The sequence below is a fragment of the Paenibacillus sp. FSL R7-0340 genome, assembly GCF_038002205.1.
Taxonomy (GTDB): domain Bacteria; phylum Bacillota; class Bacilli; order Paenibacillales; family Paenibacillaceae; genus Paenibacillus; species Paenibacillus polymyxa_B.
On the sequence record NZ_JBBOBY010000001.1, the window covers coordinates 4,913,272 to 4,934,850 of the forward strand.

Below are 21,579 nucleotides of genomic sequence, written 5' to 3' on the forward strand. Positions count from 1 at the left end.
ATTATTCGAGGATATGCTACTGCTTTTCGTATAACGTTTCATTGCACCAGACATACCGGGTTCCGTTCCATTCGGTTGCAGAACGTACATCCGGGAAAAAGCCGCTGCCGAGCAGATTGGCGCTGGTATTGCACAGCACTGGAATACCGCTCAAATTCTCGTACGCATCCAGCAAATCATAGATCAGCGGATTATCCTCCCGACTCACCGTCTGGAGGCGTGCCGTTCCATCGAGATGACGGATCGCAGGAATGCGTTCCACCCATTCATCACGCAACATATGATCAAAAAGCATATACGGATCACGGGTTCCCGGTGAAAAAATAGCAGGCGCATGCTCCTCCATACAAATCGGTGAGACCGGACGATAGTCTTCCCGCTGCTTGATGGCATTCAGGCGGTCTTTCATATCCGGTTGAACGGCAGCTGCCAGTATACTCCGGTTGCCCAATGCACGTGGTCCCAGTTCCGCCCGATCATGCAGCACCACGACTGGATCATCTGTCGTATGCAGCAGTTCCGCGAGCTGTGCTACCGTACAAGCACGTGATTCCCAGCCTTCTGCTGGCTCATTTTGAATGACCATGGGTCCGCTGTACACAGACCAATTCAAATGAGGATGACCTGTCTGATGAATCATTTCACAACAGGCAGCACCAATAGCCGAACCTGTATCGTTGGTGAACGGAGAAACAAACACATCGTCAAATAATCCGCTTTCCCGAATCGCACTGTTCCATTTGATATTCAGAGAACAGCCTCCTATAAAGCAAAAGTTTCGTGTTTTCCGTCCATGCTTGGTCACACTCGCCTCCAGCGAGGTTACGAGAAGCTGCTCCAAATACTGATGGAAAGACGCCATGGCGTCTGCATGCGGAATATGATGCTCATCTACATATCGCTTGATTTCCTGGGAAAAGGTCCAGTTAAACTCCAGCGAGGGTGAAAAATGCCGTGCATACGTTAATTCAAACTGTTCGAGCAGCTCTGGACGTACCTGTCCCTTGGCAATGTAGGCCATGACCTTGCCCGCTACCGAAAGATCATCCACACGTGGTCCTTGCCCTCCGCGCAGAAATGGCTCAAAGTGCAGCGAAAACAGTGAATAAATGTTGCCAATGTACATGAAGAGAGGACCCAGATTTTCTAATTTTCCGTTCGCTGGATCAAAGTAATAAAAACGCGGATACATGCCGCCATCGTACACAAGCGCGTAAGACGGCTCCTTGGTCACCGCATAAGGACTTGCACAATAGGTGCTGGCGATATGTGTGGTTGAATGCATATAGCTGGTATAGTCGTAGGTTCTTCCGCCAATGGCAAGACCACTGCCCGAATAGGCTTGGAGCGCGTCGGCTGATAGCGATACTTCGCGGTAAGGTGCAACCGTGAGAGACAGCTCCTGTCCATGGGAACGCGTGTCCACCTTGCTTTCCTTCAATCCGGCCCAGCCGTCGATGACAAACCGATCCACATCTGCCGAGGTATAGCCATGCAGGTTAAGCACTTCCTCGACAAAATCCAAATCAGGAATTTCGCTGTAGCGTTTGTTGTTATTGAATTTTTCAACCTCGTAGCTGAAAATAAGCTTGTTATCCTCAATCAAGGCCACACTACCATCATGCGTTAATTTCAGTCCGCAGAATAACATGTTCCTTCACTCCTCACCTGTTAGCCCAACACAAAGCCGCTTTATTGTTCAGCCTCAGCAAAATGACGTGGTAATACCGGAATGATATCGGATTCCTCGAAATCGACACGATTGGATTCATCTATCCAGCTTCCCAGCCCGGCCACCGTTGGCTCCTGAAAAAAGACCTGAATCGGTACATCTATGGCCAGCTGGTCTTTAATTTTAGCAATGACACTCATCAGCATCAGCGAATCTCCATTTTCAAAAAAGTCCTGGTGTATGCTAATTTCCTCATGCCCCAGTACCTCGCCCCAAATCTGACCTAGCTGCCGTTCTGTTTTCGAATACGCATCTCCATCACGGCCGATCAAGGTCACTTGAATGTGAGAGTTCATGTGCACTCCAGTGTCCGTAGCCTCCGACTTGGGCTGTAGCGTACGAAACAGCTCTTCCTCGAAGGAGACAAATTTAGCACCCAGCTTCACATTTCGCTGGATCATATCGTTCAGTGCCTCATTAGAGGTAATGAACTGCTTCAGCTCTTGATAGGACTCCAGCAGATGACTGTAGGCTTCAGACTCTTGATCGTTGTGTCCCTGCGCTTGCTCTGTAATTTCCTTTGTTAAGTCTGGGGAAAAGCGAACCTTGAGCAGCGTCAACACTTGAGCCAGCTCCTGGCTGCGAATGTTGGCAATGACCGTTTGGGTCAGTTTATATTGCAAAAGCCGATCAAACAGCTTGCCATAGTCCTCCGACGAAATCGGCTGAGATAACATCCGTTGATCCATCAGCTCGTCCGATGTAGCCCCCATCTCCAGATGCGACCAGTTGATCGCCATCATCTCCATGCCACGACGGCTCTGATAGTGGGCATACTGATCCAGAAATGCATTTGCAGCAGCGTAGCTACCCAAGCCTACACCTCCCAGCTGCGAAGCCACTGACGAGAAAAGAATCCAGAAGTCCAGCGTTTGATCCTTAGTCACCTCGTTTAACACCCATGTTCCTATTACCTTGGCTCCCATGGTTCGCTGGAACCCCGCTGCATCCATCTGCTCCAGACGAATTTCCTCCAAATGCATCGCGGCATTCATGACCCCATGAATCGGGCCATAACGTGCATGCACATCATCCACGACCTTCTTCATTGCATCCAGATCCGTGATATCTGCCGCATAGTAGCTCACCTCGGAGCCGAGCTTTTCAATCTCCAACAGTCCACGGATTTTCTTCGTAATTTCAGAGGTATCCAGCCCCGCAGCTCGTTCCTGCCAGCTTTCCCGGTCCGGAAGCACAGTACGGTTCACCAGCACGAGCTTAACCTTCGCCTGCCGGGCAAGATAGCGGCAGGTTTCCAGTCCAACTGAACCGGCTCCCCCGGCAATCAGATAGACGCCACCCTCACGGATTGTAATCTTCCGATGTGGATGAGCTGTAAGCTGCATCCGTTCCAGCTGCTGCGTATACCGCTGACCGCTTCGCCATGCTGAACTTTGATCTGCTTCGTCCCGATCCAATTCCAGCATGATTTCCTGAGCAATGTCGGAATTGTCACGTCCGATCGTTTCTACATCCATACAGCTACAACGATGCTGACTATATTCCTGCGAGATGACCTTCATCAATCCCCACAGAGGCGCTTTTTCCGGGAACACATATGTATCCTCCGCTACGACCAGCTGTGCGTAGTTCGAGACGACTTTGATTTCCAACAGGCGATGAATCGAGCTTGCCTGAACAGCCTTCATCAAATAAAAAAGACTTAAAGCCCCTTGCTCCTGACTTTCATTCAAATCATCGAGTTGTCGCATGCGACTGCGAATTTCGGTGCAGGTCCACAAGTGGACGATACCAGAAAGCTCTGCTCCCCCTCGCGTCTCAACCTCGGTCACGGCTGCAAGCAGCCTGTTATAATCCTCCGCATAGCCGGGACGAATCTGATAATGGCTCGGATCTATGGCAGCATAATCAGATGCAGCCTCTACGATAATAGGTGTGAGTCCTTGATCCTTCATAAACTCGCTTAGTGAAGCAGCTACGCCTTCTTCATCCGCCAGAATAAGCCATGACTTGCTGGTAACCGACCGTTCTTGGGAGGCAGAAGCCGTCAACGGACTGGCTACCCAATTCAGTTCATAGAACCACTGGTCAACCTGCTTCTCCGGTACCGATCTCAAGGCTGGGGAATCTGTTTTATGCTCCATCGCATGCTCCGGGATATAATTCACCCAATGTCGTTTGCCTGCAAATGGATATACAGGTAAAGGAACACGATGTCTTTGATCCAAATCATGCAGAGCTGTCCAATTGATCTCGCTACCTTGCATATATTCATCCACAACCCGATCTAGGCTGGTGTCAGGCTGTACCTTGAAGCTTTTCTCCTCACGGGTCGTTAGGCGGGTATAATATATCCCCTCTCCCGCTAAAGCTGGACGTGCAGCTTCATCTGCATTTGCAAATCGCTCCAGCCCTTCCCTTAACTCTTCAAGACTTGTAGCTACAATCGCAAGCCGATAAGCATAGTGCCCCCGTCCCTGATTGCTTGTAAAACAAATATCTGGCAGCGCATGAGCCGTGCGATCCAAAAACGTACGATAACGGTCAACCAAAGCATCAAAGGAAGCTTTACTCTTGGCAGACAACGTAAATACATACGGTACGTTTTCTCCACTGGCGGACTGGCTCTGCTCGTCCTGCTCATATTCCTCCAATATGACATGACAGTTAGTTCCTGCTAGACCAAAAGCACTTACTCCTGCCCGCCGTGGCACTCCTGCCTCCGTCTCCCATGGAACCAACTCTGTATTCACATACACAGGCGATTCAATGAAATTAATGTGCGGATTCGGCTCGTTAAAATGGAGGGTTGCCGGAATCTCCTTCTTTTGCAATAACAGCACTGTTTTGATTAGACCTGCAATACCGGCTGCGGTGTCCAGATGACCTATGTTCGTTTTCACCGCGCCCAAGGCACAAAAATGCCGCTTGTCCGTGTAGCTGCGGAAGGCGTTGGTAATGCCTTCAATCTCAATTGGGTCACCTAGACGAGTTCCTGTACCGTGAGCCTCAATGTAGGTTACCGTTTCCGGAGAGATACCCGCATTACGCCAAGCTTCCTTCATTAGCTCCGTCTGAGCCAAGGCACTTGGCGCGGTAATGCCGTTGGACTTTCCGTCCGAATTCATGGAGCTGCCTTTAATGACAGCGTAGATATGGTCCCGATCCTTTTTAGCCTTTTCCAGCGTCTTCAGTACGATGACCCCGAATCCCTCGCCCCATACCGTCCCATTCGCTGCGGCATCGAAGGTGCGCGCAACAGAGTCGGGAGAAGCAATGCCGATATCGACCAGCCCTTCATCTACAGGAAACAGGGTCAGGTTCAGCCCGCCGGCTACAGCCATGTCACAATCGCCAGTAATCAGTCCTTTGACCGCATGATGCACAGCAGCCAAAGATGCCGAGCAGGCGGTATCAATCAGATGGCTGCCGCTGGCGAGATTCAGCAAGTAGGCCACCCGACTGGCTACGACTGAAATGGTATTGCCGGGTAAGGCATACGGTTCCATGTTCTGAATCAGTTGCAAGTAATCGGCATCCGTATCCCCTACGTATACCCCGGTTCGTGAGCCGTACAATTCCTTTTCGGCATAGCCGGCATCCTCCAGTGCTTCCCAGGTAACTTCAAGGAAAATGCGCTGCAAAGGGTCCATACACCGGGCTTCTGCGGGAGTAATGTTAAAATATTCCGCATCAAAACGATCAATATGGTCCAAATAGGCTCCTCTGCGATACTTGATCTCCGGCGCATATCGTTTACCTTTAAAATAGTCCCGAATAGGCTGGTCCACGTCAGCCTTGCGGCTTTCCGGGAAGTCCCTCACGGCATCCATGCTGTTCACAAGATTATCCCAAAACTCATCTGTTCCATTTGCGCCCGGAAAACGACAGGCCATCCCAACCACGGCAATATCATCAACCTTCACCGTTTTGGCCTCATTTTCGAATAGCTCTTTTAGCATCGGCAGAGCTTCTATCTTGGAGAGATGTTTTGCAGCAACCTGAGCTAGCAAATACTTCTGAACCCGTTTCATATGTTATCCCTCCTTCAGATGGTCCAGCGCCCGTATAGACTCGCTTACATCCAGTGAGCCATCTTCAATTTGATCCAGCAGGCTCATAAGATCCTGATCCAGCTGTTCGTCATCCTTGGACTGATTTTCAAAGTGATTCATATACGCTGCAATCGTAGGATAGGAAAACAGCTCGGCTACTGTTGCCTCACTGCCCAGTGCGTGCTTCATCTTTCGATGAAGCCGAACAATCGAGATGGAATTGCCGCCGATTTCAAAAAAGCTGTCATGGATGCCGACGTCCTCCGGGCTTATATTTAAAATTCCGGCCCAGATTTTCGTCAGCATATGCTCTCTTTCATTGCGAGGCGCCACATATGCGGTTGAACGGTGAACTCGGCCCTCCGGCTGTGGCAGATTTTTGCGATCAATCTTCCCGTTCGGAGTTAACGGCATCTCCAGCAGTTCCATGAAAAATCCCGGAATCATATACTCAGGTAATATTTCACGCAAGTGTGTTGTCAGATCATCCACTTCGAGCCCTTTTTCCAGCGAAGTAAAATAACATAAGAGATTGGTTACACCAAACTCATCCGTTTGGGCAATCACAGCGGTTTCCTTGATCCCTGGAAAAACGGATACGGCCCGCTCCACTTCTTTGAGTTCTACGCGATACCCCCGCACCTGTACCTGATCATCCTTGCGGCCGCTATACTCTAGAATGCCATCCGGCCGTAACAGGCCCAAATCACCTGTACGATATAGCCTTTCTCCTGTTTTGGGATGCTGAGTAAAAGCCTTGGCAGTTGCCTCTGCCTTATTCCAGTACCCCTCCGTCAGACCAATCCCGCCGATGCATATTTCGCCTTTGACCTCAAAGGGGCACAACTGCCCCTCCTTGTCCAAAATATAAACATGCATGTTCGCAAGGGGCCTTCCCAACGGAATGCTCAATTCTCCCTCTGCCGGAGATGCGTCAATCAGGTAACAGGTTGCATAAATAGCCGACTCGGTCATACCGTAAATGTTGGCAATCTTGGCTTGCTGGAATGTGCTATACCAGTCCCGCACCCCATTGACGAGTAAGGCTTCGCCTCCATTGAATACCCATTTAAGTTCCGGTAGCGGATGATCCGTCTCTTCGGTCGGAACCGCATCCAGAAAGAGACTCATCTGGGCCGGAACGAACTGGGTAATGGTAATCTTGTCATCCCGTAGCTGTTCATATAGCCGTTGAGGATCTTTGACCGCATCCGAGCTGAATATAGACAGCTTGGCTCCGTATATCAGAGGCCAGAAGAATTCCCATACCGAATCGGTAAAACTGGCAGAAGTCTTCTGCGCAATCACATCTTCTGCGGTCAAACAAAAGGTATCCTGCAACCAAAAGAGCGTATTCAGCACAGCTTTATGCGTCATCATGACTCCTTTGGGATCTCCCGTAGAGCCTGAGGTGTAAATCAAATACGCAAGATCATTTTCACTGGCAGGACACGCCCATGAGCCCTGCTCCTGGCGCTCCCAATCCGACCGCTGATACACCGTCAGACGATCTGCTCGCATCTTCGTTTCGTCAAGACAAACAACCGTCGTCATGCTCTCCGGCAAATCTCCCAGCATCGTTTGCAGCTTGGCAGACTCGGTGATCAGCACACCGCAAGCACTGTCGCGCAGCATATATTGAATCCGCTTTTTCGGGTAGTCCGGGTCAATAGGCACGTAGGCTGCACCTGCTTTTAATACGCCGAAAACAGCCACTAAAAGCTCAATTCCCCGTTCCGCTACCACTGCTACCCGCTGGTTAGGCCGCACACCTGCTGCGTGCAGCAGGCGGGCCATTCGGTTCGCTTGTTCCTCCAATTGGGCATACGTAATGGAGGAGCCGTATTCATAAATAGCGGTTTGCTGTGGTGTGATTGCGACCTGACGGGCAAACAAATCAGGAATCGTAACATGATCCTCATAAAGCTTTGCAGTCTGATTCATCTCCGCAATGACGCGTTCCTCTTCTGCCGATAGAATTTCAAATGCATCAAAATCCAGATCCATAGGGTCTACTCCCGAACCGGAATTGCAGCAGATACAGCCGATTGACCTACCAAGCTGTTTGTGAAAAAGTCCACTAAGCGATCTATGCCTTCGTTGTATCGCGTTGTAGAGTAGGACAGGCGCAGCATTTTCGGCAATCCAAAATCAGAACCTGGCACAGTCGCCACTTGTTTGGCTCTCATAATTTGTTCAGCCAGCTCCAAACTCGTTTCGATGCCGTGCTCGTCCATGTACTTTTCACAATCGAGTGTGAAGTAAAAGCTACCTTGTGCAGGGATAGCACGTACGAGCGGAACCTCATTGAATCGCTCCACCGTATAATCCCGTCTTGCTTTATACAGGCTGACCAGCTGCTCAATCTCTTCGGGATGTGCCAATGCTTCCAATGCGCCAAATTGCACGACAGGGTCGGCTGTCAGCAATGTGTGATGCTGTATGACCGTGAGCGGTGTGACTAGCTCGTCAGGAACGATGCAGTAGCCCACGCGCCGACTGTACATCCGGTATCCTTTGGAGAAAGCATTCGTTGTAATAAAGGCTGATTTGGTATCCGTCAGCTCCAGTACCGAAGTGCTTCGTTCATCAAAGCAAACATTGGCATAAATCTCATCATTAATGACCACCGCCTGACCGTTGATAATTTTATCAATGGCATACAGCTCGTCTTTCGTTAAGATGTTCCCTAGCGGATTACCAGGCGAATTAATGACTACAATTCTAGTTTTATCCGTGAAATTTTCCTTAAAGGAATCCAGATCCAGTGCTAGCGTCTCCAAATTGATATCATAGTAGCGAACATTCGCCCCTACCAATTGGGCGCAAAAATGATACAGAGAATAGTACGGACGCGGTAAAAGAACCTCATCCCCCTCTTTTGCCAGCAAATAAAACAGATTTCGGAACAAGGCGCTGGTGCCTACATTAATCAGGATATTGTTAGGGTTAATGTCCAGATCATATGTTTTCTTGTATTCCTCCGCGAGTGCTTCCTTTAATTCCGGCAAACCCGGCGGAAATACAAGCGAGCTTTTTTCAAAGGTGTCCAACGCATCCTTCATCGACTGAATGATATCCTCATGCAAAGGTAGCTCGGATTTTCCCAAGGTCATTCGAATGACCTCTTTGGAGCCGTTTTTCTCAAATTCATAAGCCATTTGATCCAGAACGAACATTAAAAACCGATTGTCATAAAATTCAATAGATGATCTTAATTCCATTTGTAATTGCCTCCTTTGAATGAACCGCACGTTAATGGGATACCTTAGACAGGTTGGACACACTACTAGCAATGGTCTTGATTATTTTGTGATACCTTTCCAGCATAGAGTGGACATAGGAAGATTCCAGCAAAGCGGTATTCCACCTCAGGGAACAGGTCAGTCCGGTTGTTGATTTCACGACTGACAGTTGCAGTGCTGCTGGCTCTGAGGGGTATACACGCAATCCCACTTCCCCTCCCTCGGGTAAAGATCTCGTTCCATCCTCTGTGCAAAAGACGACGTTATAACGTGATGAACCCTCCCTCCCGCTCTTCAACTCATTAGGGTCCAGCAGCAAATGAAACGGATATAAAACAGCTTGAAGCGCAGCTTGATGTTTGTCCTTCACTTTTTCTAGCAAAGGATTAAACGACGAAAGCCCCTCCATCGAAACTCTGACTGGCACAGGATGCTGGATACATAAAGGTACTCCGCTGCCCTGAACTGGATGTCCTTCGGGATGCATGACATAGATCAAAAGCTCCTCCGCATGCGTTAATTGCCGCAGCAGCAGGAAATAACAGGCGAATAGAACGTCCGTAACAGAACCTTCATGACTGGAGGCAAAAGCTTTTAGAGCTTCAGTCTCCTCTGTGGCGAGAGGCACTTCAATAGAAGTCCACTCGGGTGTTACAAAAGCTTCTTCCCCGCGTTTGAACGGCAATCCGATCGGAGGAAGCGGCTTTTGCAGTGCCTCAGTCCAATACGCCTTTTGAGGCTCCAAATATCCTTCCTGCAGCAACCGTTGTTGCCAATAAGTAAAATCAATCTGCGAGATGGACTGAAATATGTGGTCTGTATCCACTGCCGAATCCGTAACAGCAGCGGAATAGCGAATAAACAGTTGTTCCAGCCAACCTTTCAGATCGAGGCACTCCGTTAGTAATGGATGAACAGCGACGATCAATTGGCATCGTTCGTTGCTGTCACAACCCAAGCGTATCCGGTACAGCGGACCTTGTCGTAACTCGAACGGGTTTTGATACTCCACAGCCACACGGTGTTCCGCCCAAGAAGCTGCATCCCCCTCTATTACATCTGTAAATTTGTAATCCAACGGAAGATACGCCTGCACCTGCTGAGTCGGCCCAGCTGTCTCTTCCCTGAAGGTTGTTCTGAGCGTGCTGTGTTCGGCTTGCAGTTCTTCCAGCACTCTGACAAATAACGTCTGATCCACCTTGCCTTTCCACGCTGCATGAACGATCACATGAGGAGCTGATCCTCGATGTCGCCATATCTGCTTTTGGTAAAAAGATAAAGGGTGCTGCTCAGCATCCGGTGCCGGGCAGATCGCAGGAAGCGCAAAAGTAGAATCCTTTCCCTGCCGTTTCTGTTTCATCTTCTCCGCTTCCTCAGGTGAAAAAATCCGGTACTCCGCTAAAGCTTGCTCAGGCTGGTTCACAATCTGGTCGATCAGGCTGAGCAAATGTCCTGCCAGCGCAGTGATCGTCTGTTCGTGAAACAAACGGGAATAATACTCAAAGGTACATTTCAGTTCCCCTTGCATTCCCTGAAAAATGTCGAGCTTTAAATCCATGGTTGAACTGTGCTTGGCCCAGTCCAACATGTTCAGCTTCAAATCTCCCATCGTAAATTGGGTTCTCTGCATCCCCTGATTATGTAAAATAAGCATGGTGTCAAAAATAGGGTTGCGTGAAAGATCGCGCTTCTGATCCAGATGCTCCACCATCTTTTCAAATGGATAATCCTGATGATCATACGCGGCTATGGTGCGATGAGCCACCTCCTTTAAGAAGTCCGTAAAGCGCCGCTCACCCGCTGGAGTATTACGAATAGGTAAGTAGTTGGTAAAGAGTCCTATCGTATGCTCTACACCCGCATAACGTCTGCCGGCAATGAGAGAGCCTACAATGACATCCTCCTGCCCTGTGTATTGATAAAGCAGCACATTGTATACAGCAAGAAGCGTCATATACAGCGTAGCGCCATGCTCCTGTCCCATCGCTCGCAAGCGTTCAGCGACCACTTTGTCAATCGTGAACGAGTACACCCCCCCTTCAAAAGTCATCACAGGCGGTCGGGGATAGTCACTGGGCATTTTCAGAACAGGCAATCCTGACTCCAGTCCTTCCGTTAACGTCCTCAGCCAAAATTGCTCCTGCTGCAGCATCTGCTCACTTTGCAGAAAAGCATTTTGCCATACCGCATAGTCCTTATATTGGATACGCAGCGGCGGCAGGTCCTGTCCGGCATAAAGACTGGTAAATTCCCGAATGAGGATCTCCATGGAAACGCCATCCGAAACAATATGATGCATATCAAACATCAGCAAATGCTTGTCCTCTTCATCACATTCCTCCGTTAGTCGCAGCAAGCGTACCCGAAGTAAAGGAGCCTCTCCCAGGGAAAACGGCTGGACAAATTCCTCCATCAGCTTTTGCACATCTGCTCCCTTTGGAGCCACTCCCAGTGATATAGCAAGCTCAGCCTGCGGAAGAACACTTTGCACAATTTCATCCTCCGCAACATCAAACACCGTCCGAAAGGATTCATGGCGACGAATGATCGCAGCAAAAGCAGCTTTAAAGCGTTCCACATCCAGGCGTCCCGTGATCGTAGCCGCTCCGGGCATGTTGTAGCTCAAATTACCTTCTGCCAGCTGCTTCAAAATAAACTGACGGCGCTGCGCATTGGATACGGGATAAAATGCTTGTGGAGACACAGGTTCAATGGACTGGTAATCCGATTTTTTTTCGCCTGAAATAAGCTGGGCCAGCTCACGAATGCAGGGATGTCCAAACAAATCAACCAATGTAATTCGTGTATGGAATACCTGGCTTATGGCAGTAATCAGATCTGTTGCCAGCAGGGAATCCCCGCCTAGTTCGAAGAAACCCGCATCCACAGACAGTTCGTCAATGCCTAAAATTCGGCCCCAGATACGTGCCAGCCTGTCTTCTGTTTCCGTCGGAACATATCCGTCACCAAAGGAAACGCGTGCTTCGCTATAAGCTGACACCTGTTCATCGCGATTGCTGCTTCGACGTTGGATCGGCGGCTCCACCCAATATCGTTGCTTCTCCCAAGCGTATGCAGGCAAGGGTACTTTGACACACCCACCTACCGGATAATCCTCCGCCCAGCGCCTGTTCTCCCCGGCAACATATCGCCGGGCAATCATCGGGGCATCATCTGTATCCAGCGCCATTTCTACCAGGGACTCGCTGCAAATGGTGCAGAAAATCCCCTGCTGCTCCAGCCCTGTTCCATCCTGACGAACCAAAGCATCATAAGCCTGTTTGAGCTTTGTCCAAAGGCTGCGTCGATCCGTGACCGGAATCGCCAGCCGATAAGCATGATGCTCTCTGCCCGTATTCAGGACGTAACAGATATTTTCCAAAGGCGGAATATCGTCATTCTCCAAAAAATCAATATATCGGGCAGTCAATCTTCGCAGTGAATCCTCACTGTATGCCGAAAGGGTAAATACACGCTCCCCACCCCAGGGTAGATCGGAGGACGAAGAAAGGGAGGGCCTGCTTCCCTGATAATCCTCCAGTACCACGTGACAATTTGTACCGCTTAATCCCCATGAACTGATACCTGCCCTCAGCGGAATTCCATCCTCACTTCGCCATTCGGTTAGCTTCGTATGGATATAGACCGGAGAACTATGCAAGTTCATCAACGGATTAGGATAAGCAAAATGCAGGGTGGGTGGAAGCTGCTTATGCTGTAAAGCCATGATCATTTTGATTAATCCTGCCATGCCTGAAGCGGAATCAAGATGACCGATATTGCTTTTGACCGAGCCGATACCGCAAAATTGTCTGTTTTGCGTATACCTGCGAAAGGCATTCGTAATCCCCTTAATTTCAATCGGATCTCCAATTTTGGTCCCCGTTCCATGGGCCTCGAGGTAAGAGATCGTGGAAGGGTCAATGCCCGCACGCCTCCACGCCTCTACAATCACTTCTTCCTGAGCTCGGGCATTCGGGGAGGCCAATCCGTTGGAGGCACCATCCTGATTGATGGCACTTGCTTTAATCACGGAGTAAATATAATCGTGATCCCTCTCGGCTTGCTCCAGTGGCTTGATCAGAACAACACCACAACCTTCGCCCCATCCCGTACCGTCGGCATCCGCGTCGAAGCTGCGTGATTGTCCTTGCGGAGAAGTAATCCCCAGCCCGCCCGGCTCCATCCTGGTGGGTAACGCACCAATGGCTACCCCACCCACCAAAGCCATGCTGCAATCTCCAGCGCGTAATCCCTCACATGCAAGATGCAAGGCAACCAGGGAAGACGAGCAGGCGGTGGCTACACTCAATGCAGGACCGGACAGATTCAGCGCATAAGCGAGACGGCTTGCGATAACTGGCGGGAAATTCCCGACAAAGGCGGTGGACGACTCGCTTTCGATCAGCTCCTTGTATCGCGCTTCACTATAGCCGACATATACCCCCACTCGTGAGCCACGAATGCGTTCCCCGCCATACCCTGCATCCTCAATGGCCTCATAACCGGTTTCCATGAACATACGCTGCTGCGGGTCCATGTATTTGGCTTCACCCGGAAGAATATTAAAAAATGCCGCGTCAAACGTATCAACTTCCTCCAAATAGCCTGCCGGCATATATGGCCCTTGATTCTCCTCATCCAAAAAGGGACGAATCTGCTCCAAACGTGAGCTAGGAAACGTTCGTATCCCATTCAAACCGTTGACCAGATTACTCCAATATTGTTCCTTGTTATCTGCTTGCGGGAACCGTCCGGCTACGCCGATGATGGCTATATCCCTGTTGCGGTTTATTCCATCGTGGGCTGCGGACGATGAAGCAGTTTTGAGCCGAACCTGATATTGCTTGATCAGAGAATACGCATGCTCTTCGGATAATTCCTGTTTGGCTACAAGCTGCAAAATGGCTTCAACAAACGTATCCCTCATATGCTTTCATATCCTTTCATAGCTTCATCCACTGAAATAGCGTCCTCCTTTACACGCTTGATCAGGCTTCGTAAATCCTCGTCCGCTTCGTCCGCCCCGGAAACTTCAACCTGTAAGTGCGGTGCTACGTCCGTCACTTCTCTTGTGCTGGCGGCATGCCTGTTTTCCATAAACTGAGCCAGCTGCGCAACTGTACCGTACGAGAACAAATCCCCGGCCTCCACTTCGGGATCAACCCGTTCATTCAGAAGACTCAGCACTTTCAAAATAAGCAAGGAATCCCCGCCGATTTCAAAAAAATGTTGACCTACATCAATTTCCTCGTATCCCAGCACCTCTGCCCATATTTGAGCGATCTGCTGTTCCAGCTCTGTGTAAGGCTCTGTCGTTTTCCCTTTCAGACTGACCTTCACATCTGTCACCAAACGGTTAGGCTCGACAGATGGCAGAGCTCCTGCTTCCTTGGTGGATTTAGCTACAGCTCGGCGTCGACTCGTCAACATATCCGGCACAAGCTGAATTTTCATCATCGGCGCCCATTCACGCAGCTTCTGTGTATCAAACTTGCCGATGGCCACCTGATCCAGCGGATAAGACAAGCTCATGCGGAAAGCAGCCAGCGCATCTGATACAGGCATATAGTCCATGCACCCTGGTCCAGTGAGTCCCTCCCACGCATACCAGTTGATCGCAAGCGTCGTTTGCCCCTGCATGTTACGCTGTGCGCTGAAGGCATCCATAAACGCATTGGCAGCCGCATAATCTCCACCGCCAGCTCCGCCCCATAGCGAGGCTACCGAGGAGTACAGAACAAAGAAATCTGTCTCTTGTTCCGCCATAAGCTTATCCAATACCAGCGTTCCGTGAATTTTGGGGCGAAGCACCTTGCGAAAATCACCCAAATTCTGAATCTCCAGCGGACGACTGGTGTCGCCGCTAGCTGCCGCACAATGAACAACTCCCTTAACGGGGCCATAACGAGCTTGTACATCGTCAAAAATGTGTTGCATCTGCCTATAATCAGCCACATCTCCCGCGTAATAATGCACCTTTGAGCCGTGTTTTTCCATGTCTGCAAAGGCCGAAAGCTTACGGTAAATTGCGGCATCAGCCTTCCTTTGCACCGGATCATTTATGATGTGTGACCATTGCGATTTTTCCGGCAGCTCCGTTCGGTTCAGGATGACTAGATGGATCGGAGCTTGCTCGGATAAATACCGGCTAACCTCCAGTCCTAATCCCCCTGCGCCTCCAGTCACGATATACACGGCACCCGGACGAACGGTGACGGAACGCCGGGGTGGAATACCCGGATGATTCCGATTATCTGGAGTGCTTACCGTATCCGATTCGAGACGAGACATACCTTGGATGTAACGCTCCTGACGGATGACAACGAATGAATCCGTTTTGTTTTCTTGCAGCTCGGTCATGATCAGATCCGCCACTTGCTCGTTGGTGTGGTGGAGCGTTTCGACATCCAGTCCGAAGCATTGCAATTGTGGATGCTCCTGAGAAATAACTTTGACCAAACCGTGAATCGCCGCTTTTTCAGGTGATACATGCTGCTCGTCCGATATCCGCTGGGTAAAGTTGGAAACCACCCGCAAGTCCAGCGTTTCATGCAGACCCTGATGAAGTAATGCTTTAGTCAGAAAATAAAGACTATAGACACCTGACTCCAAACCTGCATCCACTGTTTCAATGTTGACTGGGGTTGACGGGGTGACTGTACAGGTCCAGAGATGAACGATACCGTTCAAGCGCTGGTTATGTTGTCCCAGTTCATTCATGAGTTGAATATAATCTGCTTCTACACCCGGCTGGATGGTGTACTGTTGATCGTTCCGTTTTTCAAACCTTTGCCCAGCCTCTACAGTCACCACAGGATGACCGGAGCGCCTCATGCGTTGCACCAGTTCCTCACCAATCCCCAGCTTGTCTTGGAAGATTAGCCAGTTTCCTTGATCCAACACGCCTTCTCTTGTCTTCTTCAGTTCTTTTTTAATCCACCGAACACGGTACATTAAATCTTCAACCCTGCTCACTTGTTCTTGCTCGCTCATTCGACCGATAATCAGCGCGGTTTCAGCCTCGGCACGGTTTGGCAAATGCATAGGAAAGGTTCGTACCTCCGTGAATCGCTCCTCCTTCAACAACTGCCCCCATGTTTCCGTCGGAACCAGCGGAGAATCCTTCCGTATGTCCTGATCCTCGAACAGCCACCATCCCTCCGTCATGCCCCAGACGAGATTTTCCGCAGGCTCGTTCTGCACTTTTTCGATCATAAACAGTGCTCCACCGGGAGCAAGCACCTTTTTCAACTGGGACAAGGATGTTCGTAAATGGCTTGTGGCATGAACTACATTCAGGCCAATAATGATATCAAACTGTTCCGGCGCAAAGCCTTGTGCCAAAGGATCTTCTTCAATATTAAAAGTCTGATATCGAACAAACGGGTACGCTGAAAACTGCTTCTGCGCTTCCAAAATGATGCCCCGGCCCAAATCGGTGTAGCAATACTCGACTTGACGATTTGCTATGGCTGGGAAAAGGACCTTGCCTACCGTTCCCGAGCCAGCCCCGACTTCCAGAATGCGGAGCCGTTTTCCCGCTTGCGCTAAAATATGCTGCTTTAATGCGTCCAGCGCCATCGTCTCACACAGATCGCCCAGCGTACGTCCCTGATTGGCAAAGCCCGCCAGGAATTGCGGTGTACCATCGGGAAACAGCACACTCAGGGGTGACCTTTTCCCGGTCAGCACAGCCGGATAGGCATCCAGACAATACTTCAACACCTTGAATGTTCCCGCAAATGCCGGATATTGTTCCACGTATTGGGTGCATAAGGCCGACAGATCGGGAGCTGACCCTTCAAGGGTTAGCGTGATATTATCACCGTCAATGCAGATGTAGCCCTGTTCTTCTACGAAACGCAGCATGAACCGAAATAGACGCTGATATGTGGAAGTAATCCCTATCGTATGCAACATTTCTGGCTCTTTATATACTTTTCCGGGTTCCGTGAGCGCCCCCCATTGTCTGAATAATCCGATAATAAGCTGGGCCGCAAATTCATCAACCGCCTTTTTATAGCCCTGTTCTACCGCAAAACCGCTCTCTTCCAATAACTGTTCACCAAATTGGAAAACCGCCTCGGTAGCCTGCCAGAAATCAGGAGCTTCCTCCTGCGTGTCAGGGGTCAATTCCGCACTAGTTGGTACATGCGGTGGTTGCTGAACTTTGGGTTCAACCCAGTAGCGCTTCTCTTCAAACGGGTAGCCTGGAAGAGGGACTCGCACCCGGTTTTGTCCGTGATAATAGTCCTCCCACTCCAGCTCCCTTCCTTGCATATACGCCTTTGCCATATGCTCCAGCGATTCCGCAGGCTGTACCCTATACGGCTCAGGGCTGTTCCCTGTTTTTGCTGTCGTATTTACGTATATTCGTTCGCGATCCGGTAATACCGAAGCTGCATCATGATCGCTCTGCTCCACGAACAGCATGAGCTTACGCCGTAATTCTTCCTGCGAGCCGACGACGGTAGCCAAACGGCAGGCGTCGTTTCCACGGCTGATATTGGTACAGTAACAAATGTCTGCCAAAGCTTCGTTGGTATTTCCCAGATAAGCTGCAAACCTGTCGGCATAAGCGTAGAGCGCTTGTTCAGTCCGGGCTGACAAGGTGAATACATATTCCTCGCCCAGAGAAGGAACTTCTCTTTGGATCGCATATTCCTCCAGCACAACATGGCAGTTCGTTCCGCTCAAGCCAAAGGAGCTTACCCCCGCACGACGAATTCCGCAGTCTGGCGTCCATTCCTGAAGTGACCGAGCAACATAAACCGGAGAATTTGCAAAATCAATATGTGGGTTAGGCACTTTAAAATGAAGGGATGCCGGAATCTGACGCTTGGTGATGGCCAGCACTGCTTTTATAAACCCGGCAATCCCTGCCGCTGAATCCAGATGCCCGATATTGCTTTTGACGGAGCCTACCGCACAGAACTGCTTACGATCTGTATACCGTCCAAAAGCCCGTGTAATGCCCTCCATTTCAATAGGATCACCTAGCTTGGTGCCTGTTCCGTGCGTTTCGATATAAGAAACCGTCTGCGGATCAATCTCCGCACGCTTCCAGGCCTCTTCAATCACTTCAGCCTGCGCTGCCGCATTGGGAGCTGTGATCCCGTTGGAGCGACCATCCGAGTTAGCTGCGCTTCCTTTGATTACTGCGTAAATATAATCACCATCAGCCACCGCCTGCTCCAGTGACTTCAGTACAACAGCGCCAACCCCTTCGCCACCGCCTGTACCATCTGCCGATGCGTCGTACGCCTTCGTCTTTCCATCAGGTGAGGCGATTCCCATATTGAAGAGATTTTCATCCACCATCGACAGATACAGATTGACACCACCAGCTACAGCCATTTCACAACCGCCGGACGTTATCTCCTGTACCGCATGATGCACGGCGATGAGTGAAGAGGAACAGGCTGTATCAACAACCTCCGCCGGGCCTGTCCAATTGAAGGCATAAGCAATCCGTCCGGCAATCACAGCCTGCAAATTCCCCGGAATTGCGGAAGGCTCTACCTGTGGCATAAGGTCCACATATTGCGGTGTGCCTGTCCCTACGAACACTCCTGTCTTCGAGCCATACACCTCTTTTTCCGAGTATCCCGCATTCACCATCGCTTCCCATACAACCTGCAACAGTAGACGCTGCTGCGGGTCCATCATCCGTGCTTCATTAGGGGATATTTGAAAAAACGATGCATCAAAGCCATCAATTCGATCCAGATATGCCCCTTGCGGCAACGATCTTGACTGCCCGACTACATCATCTGAACTCTGAGCAATATCCTGTAACCGATGGGCCGGAATGTCGCGGACGGCATCCACCTCGCGACACAGGTTGTCCCAGAAGTCATCGCAATTGTCCGCCATAGGGAAACGGCAAGCCATGCCAATCACAGCAACATCACCGTTTCGCCCCTTGCTTCCAAGCTCAGGTCTGTGGGTATGTAGCCGTTTTGTTTCCGTTTTGCGAAGGGCTTCGGTAGGTTGCTCTACACCGCCGAACTGAATGATTTTAGCCTGCATGGCGATCGTATGATGTGTAAAGAGCTGCGGAATCGTCAGCTGAACTTTCAGCAGATGGTGGATTCTGCTTTGCAGTCGCACGATAGACAACGAATTTCCACCTGCTTCAAAAAAACTTTCCTCCACACTAACGACAGGTACGACCAGCAGCTTCTTCCAGATCTCCGCCAGCTGTTCTTCCAGCTCATTACGTGGTGCCACATATGCACGGGTTTCGGTAATTACAATCTGGTGCAGAGGCAACGCTTTTTTATCCACCTTGCCGTTCACTGTGACGGGCATGGACTCCAAGCAGACGATATGAGCCGGGACCATATAGCCCGGTACATGCTTCTTCAAGTACGACTGGACATCGCTCGTTCCGACCGGAGATTCTTGCCTGGCTCCCGATTTTTTCAAGGTATAAAAGGCAGCAAGATCCTCGGTTCGTTCCTCTGATCCATGCGGAATGACCACGGCTTCTTTGATGGACGGATGACTTCTGAGAACAGACTCAATCTCCCCCAGCTCCACACGCATCCCCCGGATCTTAACCTGATCATCGGACCTGCCGACAAACTCCAGATTGCCGTCAGACAGCCATCTCACCAGATCGCCTGTTTTATACATCCGTTCTGTTTCGGTCCCAAACGGATTCGGCACAAAGCGTTCTGCCGTCAAGCGTGGATTGTATAAGTATCCGCGCGCCAGTCCAGCGCCAGCGATGAACAGCTCTCCAGTAGCTCCGAAGGGCAGCAAGCGTTGCTGTGGATCCAGAACGTATACCTGATAATTCAGCAGAGGCTTACCTATGGGTAATGTTGCTCGCTGCTCTACAGGCAGACATTCATACAGAGTTGTATTAATAGCCGCTTCCGTCGGGCCGTAAATGTTGAGCAGCTTGTCTATGTTCAACTTATCGCGTAATTGCTGTACCAGCTCGCCGCTGCAAACCTCACCTGCCACCATGATAAAAGCAAAGTGATGTTCGATATCTGTCACCTGTTCCAACAGCACTTCCATCAGTGAAGGTACGGTATTCAACACGTTAATCCGTTCCTTCCGTACCAGTCCCCAAAAGGCGCTTGGATCGGTTTTGGCTTCTTTCGGAATCAGATACAGTGTCCCGCCTGTAGCTAACGGTAAAAAAATCTGCTGCACAGAGGGATCGAATGTGAACGGAGCCATCAAAACATGTCTCAACTGTTCATGGAAGTCATAGCTGCGTTTCAGTCCAGCCAATTGATTGACAATATGACGATGCTCTATCACCACCCCTTTAGGCGCTCCCGTCGAGCCTGATGTGTATATGACATACGCTGTATGATCAGGTCTACCCTCAAACGGTAGATTGGACGGCTCCCCCGCATATAATGCAGGATTGGATAGATCGAGCACTGTTCCTTGAAAAGCATGGGTATCCACATGCTGTGGAGGTGAGATCAACAACTCCATCCGACTATCCGTTAAAAGCTGCTGTACCCGCTCTACTGGAAACGTCGGATCTATCGGACAATACGCCGCTCCAGCCTTTAATACCGCTAAGATGGCAATGATGACCTCCGTCGTCGGCTCAGCCATGATGCCCACGATATCATCCGATCCCACTCCGTGACGTTGTAAAGTACGGGCCAACTGATTTGCCTTCGCATTTAGCTCTCTATAGCTAATGCGATACCCTGCCTCGACCACAGCAGCTTGTTCAGGCGTTGTCATCACCTGTTCTTCGAACAATTGATGCAGCAAGGTCACACCCGGCAGCTCTACAGCCGTCTGGTTTAATCCATGTACCAGAAGCTCTCGTTGCTGTGGAGCCAGCATATTTGCCGCATCATCCTCCAGAGAGACCGCCGATTTCTCAGGCCATTGAGCCAGAACATACAGCAAATTTGCAGCAAAGGATTGGACTAGGGACAACGAATACACCTCAGGCCGATAAACCAGTTGCAGCATTCGACCTTCTTCGTTTGGTACAAGCTTGATCATCAGATCGAACCGATCCAGGTCCTCAGTCACCGTTTGTAATCCCTCATCCACACATGCCAGTTGCCACAGTTCTTGCAGTTCTCTCCCGTGAAGAGATGTCCATTTGTTATAGAGAAGGGGCACAGAAACATCCTGATGATTCAGCGTTCGAGAAAACTCGGCCTTCATGTCTTCGTTAAGCTCACGCCAGGTTCGGCTTCCCTGAACCCGCGACTTGAGAAAAAGTACATTTCCCCGCTTGGGTTCGGACTGTATAAGCGTCGTCGTGCCGATACAAATATCCTCTGACTGCGAATAGCGATAGACCAGCCCTGACAGCGCCGTCAGGAACAAAATAAAACGTCCCAATTCCGAGCCCTTCGACATTTGATCCAATTGACGAATCGTTTCCCTGGGAATAACCATTTCGAGCGTTTCCTTGCGAGCCTCCAGCTGATGGTTAGACTTGCTTCTGCTTGCAGGCAGTAACTCCCTCGGCAGGTCTTGAGACCATTTTTCCATCCAATATTCTTCAATGATCCGGCCTTTCAAATGTGTACTTTTGTCCATACACACTCCCCTCTCTGTCAACCGTTCCAGGCCTTCA

Annotated in this window: 6 protein-coding genes; all 6 read right to left on the reverse strand. The window is 50.1% G+C overall.

Going from position 1 to position 21,579, the window contains the following annotated elements:
- Positions 1-16: 16 nt before the first annotated feature.
- The 6 genes from MKX59_RS21920 to MKX59_RS21945 are packed head-to-tail and all read right to left on the reverse strand — an operon-like array spanning position 17 to position 21,542.
- The gene (locus tag MKX59_RS21920; RefSeq protein ID WP_068938676.1) at positions 17-1,651 is read right to left on the reverse strand and encodes a carbamoyltransferase N-terminal domain-containing protein; all 1,635 of its coding nucleotides are present in this window, start codon (positions 1,649-1,651) and stop codon (positions 17-19) included.
- Positions 1,652-1,692: 41 nt separating this feature from the next.
- Positions 1,693-5,727 carry an SDR family NAD(P)-dependent oxidoreductase gene (locus MKX59_RS21925; RefSeq protein ID WP_340858931.1) on the reverse strand — a complete coding sequence of 1,345 codons (4,035 nt, stop codon included), beginning with the start codon at positions 5,725-5,727 and terminating at the stop codon, positions 1,693-1,695.
- Positions 5,728-5,730: 3 nt separating this feature from the next.
- Positions 5,731-7,755 (reverse strand): non-ribosomal peptide synthetase, encoded by a 2,025-nt coding sequence (locus MKX59_RS21930; RefSeq protein ID WP_254347700.1) that lies wholly within the window; start codon positions 7,753-7,755, stop codon positions 5,731-5,733.
- Positions 7,756-7,760: 5 nt separating this feature from the next.
- Positions 7,761-8,972, reverse strand: a complete 1,212-nt coding sequence (locus tag MKX59_RS21935) for a pyridoxal phosphate-dependent aminotransferase (RefSeq protein WP_340858932.1) — start codon at positions 8,970-8,972, stop codon at positions 7,761-7,763.
- Between the two features lie 31 nt (positions 8,973-9,003).
- Entirely contained in the window at positions 9,004-13,923 is a 4,920-nt protein-coding gene (locus tag MKX59_RS21940; RefSeq protein ID WP_340858933.1) for a condensation domain-containing protein, read from the reverse strand.
- On the reverse strand, positions 13,920-21,542 hold the full coding sequence (locus tag MKX59_RS21945) for an amino acid adenylation domain-containing protein (RefSeq protein ID WP_340858934.1): 7,623 nt from the start codon (positions 21,540-21,542) through the stop codon (positions 13,920-13,922). The genes MKX59_RS21940 and MKX59_RS21945 overlap by 4 nt, the downstream gene beginning before the upstream one ends.
- Between the last annotated feature and the right edge of the window lie 37 nt (positions 21,543-21,579).

Excerpts from the sequence above, each read along its gene's own strand:
- MKX59_RS21920 (WP_068938676.1), bottom strand. The coding sequence starts at position 1,651 with ATGTTATTCTGCGGACTGAAATTAACGCATGATGGTAGTGTGGCCTTG.
- MKX59_RS21925 (WP_340858931.1), bottom strand. The coding sequence starts at position 5,727 with ATGAAACGGGTTCAGAAGTATTTGCTAGCTCAGGTTGCTGCAAAACAT.
- MKX59_RS21930 (WP_254347700.1), bottom strand. The coding sequence starts at position 7,755 with ATGGATCTGGATTTTGATGCATTTGAAATTCTATCGGCAGAAGAGGAA.
- MKX59_RS21935 (WP_340858932.1), bottom strand. The coding sequence starts at position 8,972 with ATGGAATTAAGATCATCTATTGAATTTTATGACAATCGGTTTTTAATG.
- MKX59_RS21940 (WP_340858933.1), bottom strand. The coding sequence starts at position 13,923 with ATGAGGGATACGTTTGTTGAAGCCATTTTGCAGCTTGTAGCCAAACAG.
- MKX59_RS21945 (WP_340858934.1), bottom strand. The coding sequence starts at position 21,542 with ATGGACAAAAGTACACATTTGAAAGGCCGGATCATTGAAGAATATTGG.